This window comes from Flavobacterium sp. (assembly GCF_030146175.1).
Taxonomy (GTDB): domain Bacteria; phylum Bacteroidota; class Bacteroidia; order Flavobacteriales; family Flavobacteriaceae; genus Flavobacterium.
Genome location: NZ_JASLCE010000077.1, coordinates 1 through 7,030, shown reverse-complemented (window position 1 = coordinate 7,030; position 7,030 = coordinate 1). Strand labels below are relative to the sequence as shown.

The following is a 7,030-nucleotide window of genomic DNA, read 5'->3' as shown; positions in this document are numbered from 1 at the left end:
CTTTTTTATAATTCGTTTGCGGTTTTTATTCGGCGATCAGATTTTTGGCATGTTTTGCATTTTGATCTGTTATCGCGAGTTCCAAAACTTCACTCATTTCTTTTACATAATGGAACGTTAATCCTTCCAGATATTCCGGTTTGATTTCATCGATATCCCTTTTATTTTCATGACACAAGATGATCTCTTTGATATTGGCTCTTTTAGCCGCCAGAATTTTTTCTTTGATGCCGCCAACCGGTAATACTTTTCCGCGTAAGGTAATTTCACCAGTCATCGCCAGACTCTTTTTGACCCTTCTTTGGGTAAAACTGGACACCAGTGAGGTTAACATCGCTACACCGGCACTTGGTCCGTCTTTTGGCGTTGCGCCTTCCGGTACGTGAATATGTACGTTATAATTCGCAATCACTTCCGGGTTAATACCCAATTGCTCGGCATTCGATTTGATATATTCCAGCGCTATGGTTGCCGATTCTTTCATAACCGTTCCCAGATTACCAGTCATCGTCATATTTCCTTTTCCTTTGGAAATAATCGATTCGATAAACAGGATATCACCACCAACACTAGTCCACGCCAATCCGGTTACCACGCCTGCCGTTTCGTTATTTTCGTATTTGTCGCGTTCCATTTTCGGAGCACCCAATACTTTAATAACATCTTCATCGGTTACCTTAACATTGTATTCTTCTTCCATTGCGATCGATTTGGCTGCATTTCGCACCATCGCTGCAATCTGTTTTTCCAATCCTCGCACTCCGGATTCACGGGTATACCCCACCACAATCTTTTCGATTTGTTTTTTACCAATCGAAAGATCTTTTGTCGTTAGTCCGTGTTCTTTTAATTGTTTTGGAACCAAATGTTGTTTGGCAATCTCTATTTTTTCTTCAATCGTATAGCCTGTCATATTGATCACTTCCATACGATCGCGTAAAGCCGGTTGTATCGACGACATATTATTGGATGTTGCAATAAACATCACTTTTGATAAGTCATATCCCATTTCAAGGAAATTATCGTAGAAATCGGAATTTTGTTCCGGATCCAACACTTCCAATAAGGCCGATGACGGATCGCCGTTATGACTGCTTGACAATTTATCGATTTCATCCAATACAAATACCGGATTGGATGTTCCTGCTTTTTTAAGACTCTGAATGATACGTCCCGGCATCGCTCCGATATAGGTTTTACGATGACCTCGGATTTCCGCTTCATCGCGTAATCCACCCAGGGAAATACGAACGTATTCTCTTCCCAATGCTTCGGCTACCGATTTTCCGATCGATGTTTTTCCGACACCCGGAGGTCCGTACAAACACAAAATCGGCGATTTCATATCGTTACGCAGTTTTAATACGGCCAAATGTTCGATGATTCGTTTTTTAACATCATCCAGTCCAAAATGGTCGCGATCCAATATTTTCTGTGCTTGTTTTAAATCGAATTTATCTTTGGAAAAATTATTCCACGGCAATTCTAAAAACAATTCCAGGTAGTTACGCTGAATTGAAAATTCGGCTACCTGCGGATTCATCCGTTGCATTTTCGCCAGTTCCTTTTCAAAATGGGCTTTTATTTTATCGTCCCACTTTTTAGATTTGGCTTTTTGACGCATTTCTTCGATTTCCTCTTCATAGGAAACACCACCCAATTCTTCCTGAATGGTTTTCATCTGCTGTTGCAGGAAGTATTCCCGTTGTTGCTGATCAAGATCAAAACGCACTTTGGACTGAATGTCGTTTTTCAGCTCCAACTTCTGCAATTCCAGGTTCATATAACGCAAGGTTTCCAGCGCTCGATCTGTCAGATCATTAATTGCCAGAAGTCCCTGTTTTTCAGGAACCATCAGGTTCATATTCGAGGAAACGAAATTAACCAGGAAGGATTTGCTTTCGATATTTTTAATCGCGAAAGTTGCTTCCGTAGGAATATTCGGACTTTCTTTAATGATCTGGATTGCCAGTTCCTTTATAGAATCGATAATAGCGTTGAATTCTTCGTCATTATCCGATGGTCTTTTTTCCGGCACTTCTTTAACCGTAGCCTTTAAATACGGCTCTTCGGTTGTGATCTGATCGATCTCAAAGCGCTTTTTCCCCTGAAGGATTACCGTAGTATTTCCATCCGGCATTTTCAACACCCGTAAAATACGGGCTACGGTACCAATTGTATTAATATCGGCCGCAGTTGGCTCTTCAACGTTTTCATCTTTTTGTGCCACTACCCCGATAATTTTACCGGCGGCATTCGCATCGTTGATCAGTTTAATCGATTTATCTCTTCCGGCTGTAATTGGGATTACAACACCCGGAAACAACACCGTATTGCGCAAAGGCAAAATGGCCAGATCGTCCGGAAGCACTTCGTTATTCATTTCTTCCTCGTCTTCCGGCGTCATTAAAGGGATTAATTCCGCATCGGTATCGATTTCATGAAGTGACAAATTGTCTAATGTGAGTATCTTTTGATTTGACATAGTTTTTTTTAAGTCATTTTGTCATTAAATAGTACTGCAAGATAAAAGTCTTTATTGCTATTACCTTGATAATTAACGGTTCTTTGGCATATCGCCTATACCGCTACTCTAATAAATCAATCTTTATGCCATAAAAAAACCCGGTAACAACCGGGCTTAGTATTGTTGTATTTTGTTTTAATTTAAGGTATAACTGGTTATAGCCGTCTCAAAAGTATTTCCTTCAGTGTTCGTTACAACGCGAATCGGTCCGATGTCTTTTGCAAACCAATATTCAGTATCGCTAATGGTATTCGCTCCCATTACAGATACGACCTGACGTAAATTCATTTTAATTACATTGGTATACGCTACTCCATTAACCGTTACAGCAGCGTCTTTTTCCAGAATTTTTCCGGTATAATTTGTTGTCATCACAATGCTGGTTGGTAATACGCTATAGGTTGTTGTTTGCGTATAAGACCCCGTCCATGTTGCGTTTACAGCAATATTATCTTTAAACAGAATCATTTCATATCCGGTTTGTGTTCCTGTTAATCCTCCGGCATTAATATTCAGATCCCCCATTTTCATGATATAGTTCCCTCCATTTTTACGAATCCAGGTCGTCACATCAGTAGCACCGTTCCCTTCGAAAAATCCGGATTGTGGTGAAAACTTATAGTAGGTCGCTCCGTTTATATTATCGGTTCCGATGATTTTCATGTTAACCGCAGTTCCGTTCTGATCATAATTCCAGATATTATTAATGGCTGTTGGCCAATAATCACCGGAAGATGTTCCGCCGTTACCGCCGGTATTACCACCACCTGTATTTCCGCCTCCCGTGTTTCCGCCATTATTATTGGTTCCGTTAGTGCCTAAAGCCGGATCGATCGATTCTACTTCACAGGATACAAAAGTAAAAGCCGTAAATACCAACAAAATTGTGGTTAAAAAAGTAATTTTCTTCATAGTGGATGAGTTAGTTAAAAAACGTCCCAAATATAATTTTATTTTTAACATTTTAACATAGTATCCGAGTGAATATATTTAGAAAAAACAAATGATTTGTTATAAAAAAAGCCGCCCGAAGGCAGCTTTTTCAAATCTCTTGATGTCAATTATTGTTTGGTAAAAATAATATCAATGTTAGCCGTTAGGTAAGCGGGTTCACCTCCAGAACCTGCCCCTACTATCGATCCTTCTTCTATCGAAATTTTCAACGTATTTCCGATAACGGTATATTGGTCTGAATACGTTTCTTCTTCATCGGTATACGTCAGAGTTAACGTAGTTCCGGACAGTGTCCATGTTCCGCCATAACTCGGATCTTCGGTACAATCCAGTACCGTATTGGTTCCGTCTGTCGTAATTTCGAGTGAGCTTCCCGTAGCGGTAAACGTATGATTAGCACTTAATACTAACAAAGTGTTGTTAAAACAACTTGTTTCGTTCATCTGGTTGGTCGAAGGCGTTCCATCACCGTTAAGGTCGGTTGGAACCGAAGTATTAAAAGCGGTCATTTTATAGGTTCCTATAACATTGGTAGCTGTACCACCGCCGTTATTACCTCCGTTGTTACCGCCATTATTTCCACCGGTATTTCCGGTATTTGTTAGTAAACTCGCATCAACGGGTTCCGTTTCACAGCTTGTTAATAATAGTCCTCCCGTGAACAGGAGCATAAGACCAATAGTTTTGATTTGTTTCATGTGGGGTTAATCTTGTTGGGTTAATAATGTAACGTAATAATTTGATTTTTATTCTCTTGGTACCCGGGTTAATAACAATAATCCTGCCACAAAGAAAATTATCAAAAACAAAATGGCATTTTGCATCTTTCCGGTGATATCGGCGATATAGCCATATAAAAACATTCCAATCACAATACCGATTTTTTCGGCAACATCATAAAAACTAAAAAAAGACGTCGTATCCTGTGTTTTCGGAATAAACTTGGAATAGGTCGATCGCGATAACGCCTGTATTCCACCCATTACCAAACCAACACAACCGGCAGCGATATAAAACTCATTTGGCGTTACGACAAAATAAGCATAGATACAGATCAAAATCCATAGGAAGTTGATCACCATCAAAACTTTAATATTTCCAAATTTAGCCGAGGCTTTTGAAGTCATAATCGCACCAAATACCGCAATTAACTGAATCAATAAGATACTCACGATCAATCCCATGGTTCGTTTTTCATCACTTCCCCACTCCACTTCCTGTTCGCCGAAATAAGCTGCAATGATCATCACTGTTTGTACCGCCATACTATACACGAAAAAGGCTCCCAAATAGCGGCGTAACGGTTTGATTTCCTTTAACTGACTCCAAACTTTTTGCAGTTCTTTAAAACCATTGAAAATAATCTGGCCTTTGATCTTTTTTCCGTTTTTATAATCCGGAAGGTAACGATAGGTATACTGACTGAATCCGATCCACCATAAACCGACCATCACAAACGAAAACTGCATGGCCTTAAGTTGGTTTTCAAACCCGAAAATCTCGTATTTCATCACCATAACAAGGTTGATGATCAATAAAATTACACTACCGATATAACCCAATCCGTAACCTTTGGCACTAATACTATCCTGTTGTTCCGGAAAAGCAATATCCGGGAGATAGGAATTGTAAAACACCAAACTTCCCCAAAAACCAATCAGTGCCAACATATAGGTTAGCAAGCCGAAAATAATATTATCCAGGGAGAAGAAATATAGCCCCATACAGGACAAACCTCCCATATAACAGAAGAATTTTAAAAATGTTTTTTTATTCCCCATATAATCCGCGATACCGGAAAGCAGCGGCGACAATATCGCTACACATAAAAAGCCCAGTGCCGTTATATAGCTGATCAATGATTCACTCCGAATCGATAGTCCGAAAAGCGGGATTTCTTCGATGCCTTTTATACGGAATAAAGCCCCGTAATACAGCGGAAAAATAGATGATGAAATTACGAGCGCATAAACGGAATTCGCCCAATCATAAAATGCCCAGGCATTTAATAATTTTTTACTTCCTTTTTCAAGTTGTTTCATAAATAGGTATAAAAAAAGCTGTTCTAATTGAACAGCTTCGAAGATAATATATTTTTTTATTTAAAAGCAACACCAAATTTTTTTGCTTCGGCTTTTGCCTGAGGAATCAGATTTCGGATCTCTGCAATACGGGTTTCATTACTCGGGTGCGTACTCAAAAACTCCGGTTGCGACTGTCCTCCGGAATTGGCCGCCATCCGTTGCCAAAACGCTACAGCTGTGTCGGGATTATATCCGGCAATCGCCATTAATGTCAGACCAATTTTATCGGCTTCACTTTCATGACTACGGCTAAACGGTAACATTCCGCCATATTGTGTAGTCGCTCCATAGGCCGTCATCGCAATTTGTTGGGTTTGTGTACTTTTATTGCCTACCGCGGCACTCACTCCTGCGGCTCCCAATTGCTGTAATAATCCGGCACTCATTCGTTGTTGTCCGTGGTTTAACAACGCGTGCGCTACTTCGTGCCCCATTACCGTTGCCATTCCGGCATCGTCTTTACAAATCGGCAGGATACCGGTATAAAAAACAATTTTCCCACCGGGCATACACCAGGCGTTCACATCTTTACTGTCGACCAGATTGTATTCCCATTTGTAATCTTTCAGATAGCCCTGATAGCCATTGGCATTTAACCATTTTTCGGCAGCGGCTTTGATTTTCATCCCTACATCCGTAACACGTTGTGCATCCTTGGTTCCTTTGATCACTTTATTTTCAGTTAGAAACTGATTGTATTGCTGAAACGACGACGGGAAAATTTCACTGTCCGGCACTAATGCCAATGTACTTTTTCCTGTAAATGGGTTTTTAGCACAGGAAATTCCCAATACCAACAAACCGGCTACTAACAAACGATAATTCCTTTTCATACGATGTGATTTTATTGTAACAAAATTAGTAATTCCTGATAAATTAGTAATGAATCTCCTAACAAAATAGTCGGGTCACTTCCTTTTTTCGGACTGATTTTTTAAGATTAATTTATCAATAAAACGACAGTTATAACTTAACTTGCAGCTGTTTTAGTATACTGAAATGAAAGAAAACAAACCAAAACACCAGCAATCTCTGGAAATACCCAAAGTAATTCTATTTACTGCGAGACTTTTTGAAAAAATTTCTCCGGAATTGGCAACGCAGTTTGCGATGAAATTATTTACCACTCCAATTCGTTATAAGATACCGAAAAGAGAGTTTGAAATGGATCGGAACAGCCAACAGGAATTGTTGGAAATACCCGCTATTCAGAAAAAAGTGATGCTATATCAGTATGGAACCGGTGACAAAAAAGTCTTATTGGTTCACGGATGGGGCGGACGCGGGACACAATTGGTTAAAATTGCCGACGAGTTCCTGAAAATGGGCTACCAAGTCTTTAGTTTTGATGCGCCGGCTCATGGAAAAGCACCCGGAAAAACCAGTAATATGACCGAATTTATAGCCGCTATACTGGAAATTGAAAAGAAATACGGACCATTCGAATATGCAGTAGGTCATTCAT

6 protein-coding genes are annotated in these 7,030 nt (G+C 39.8%); 1 reads left to right on the top strand and 5 read right to left on the bottom strand.

The features are described 5' to 3' along the window. Positions 1-25 precede the first annotated feature (25 nt). From lon to Q1R07_RS09325, 5 genes are all read right to left on the bottom strand, one after another. A complete protein-coding gene (gene lon, locus Q1R07_RS09345; RefSeq protein ID WP_300489049.1) occupies positions 26-2,485 on the bottom strand; it encodes an endopeptidase La in 2,460 nt (819 codons plus the stop codon). 177 nt (positions 2,486-2,662) lie between these two features. Beyond that, positions 2,663-3,439 carry a hypothetical protein gene (locus tag Q1R07_RS09340; protein WP_300489046.1) on the bottom strand — a complete coding sequence of 259 codons (777 nt, stop codon included), beginning with the start codon at positions 3,437-3,439 and terminating at the stop codon, positions 2,663-2,665. A 149-nt stretch (positions 3,440-3,588) separates the two neighbouring features. After that, positions 3,589-4,179 (bottom strand): lipocalin family protein, encoded by a 591-nt coding sequence (locus Q1R07_RS09335; protein ID WP_300489044.1) that lies wholly within the window; start codon positions 4,177-4,179, stop codon positions 3,589-3,591. Positions 4,180-4,227: 48 nt separating this feature from the next. Continuing rightward, the gene (locus Q1R07_RS09330; RefSeq protein WP_300489041.1) at positions 4,228-5,523 is read right to left on the bottom strand and encodes an MFS transporter; all 1,296 of its coding nucleotides are present in this window, start codon (positions 5,521-5,523) and stop codon (positions 4,228-4,230) included. A 56-nt stretch (positions 5,524-5,579) separates the two neighbouring features. Beyond that, positions 5,580-6,398 (bottom strand): M48 family metallopeptidase, encoded by an 819-nt coding sequence (locus Q1R07_RS09325; RefSeq protein WP_300489038.1) that lies wholly within the window; start codon positions 6,396-6,398, stop codon positions 5,580-5,582. 166 nt (positions 6,399-6,564) lie between these two features. On the opposite strand from Q1R07_RS09325, the gene Q1R07_RS09320 reads away from it, so the two are divergent. Beyond that, the coding region (locus Q1R07_RS09320) for an alpha/beta hydrolase (protein WP_300489035.1) at positions 6,565-7,030 on the top strand (466 nt) is incomplete at its 3' end.

What these genes read in the sequence shown, in the direction of transcription:
- lon (WP_300489049.1), bottom strand. Translation starts at nt 2,485, where the DNA reads ATGTCAAATCAAAAGATACTCACATTAGACAATTTGTCACTTCATGAA.
- Q1R07_RS09340 (WP_300489046.1), bottom strand. Translation starts at nt 3,439, where the DNA reads ATGAAGAAAATTACTTTTTTAACCACAATTTTGTTGGTATTTACGGCT.
- Q1R07_RS09335 (WP_300489044.1), bottom strand. Translation starts at nt 4,179, where the DNA reads ATGAAACAAATCAAAACTATTGGTCTTATGCTCCTGTTCACGGGAGGA.
- Q1R07_RS09330 (WP_300489041.1), bottom strand. Translation starts at nt 5,523, where the DNA reads ATGAAACAACTTGAAAAAGGAAGTAAAAAATTATTAAATGCCTGGGCA.
- Q1R07_RS09325 (WP_300489038.1), bottom strand. Translation starts at nt 6,398, where the DNA reads ATGAAAAGGAATTATCGTTTGTTAGTAGCCGGTTTGTTGGTATTGGGA.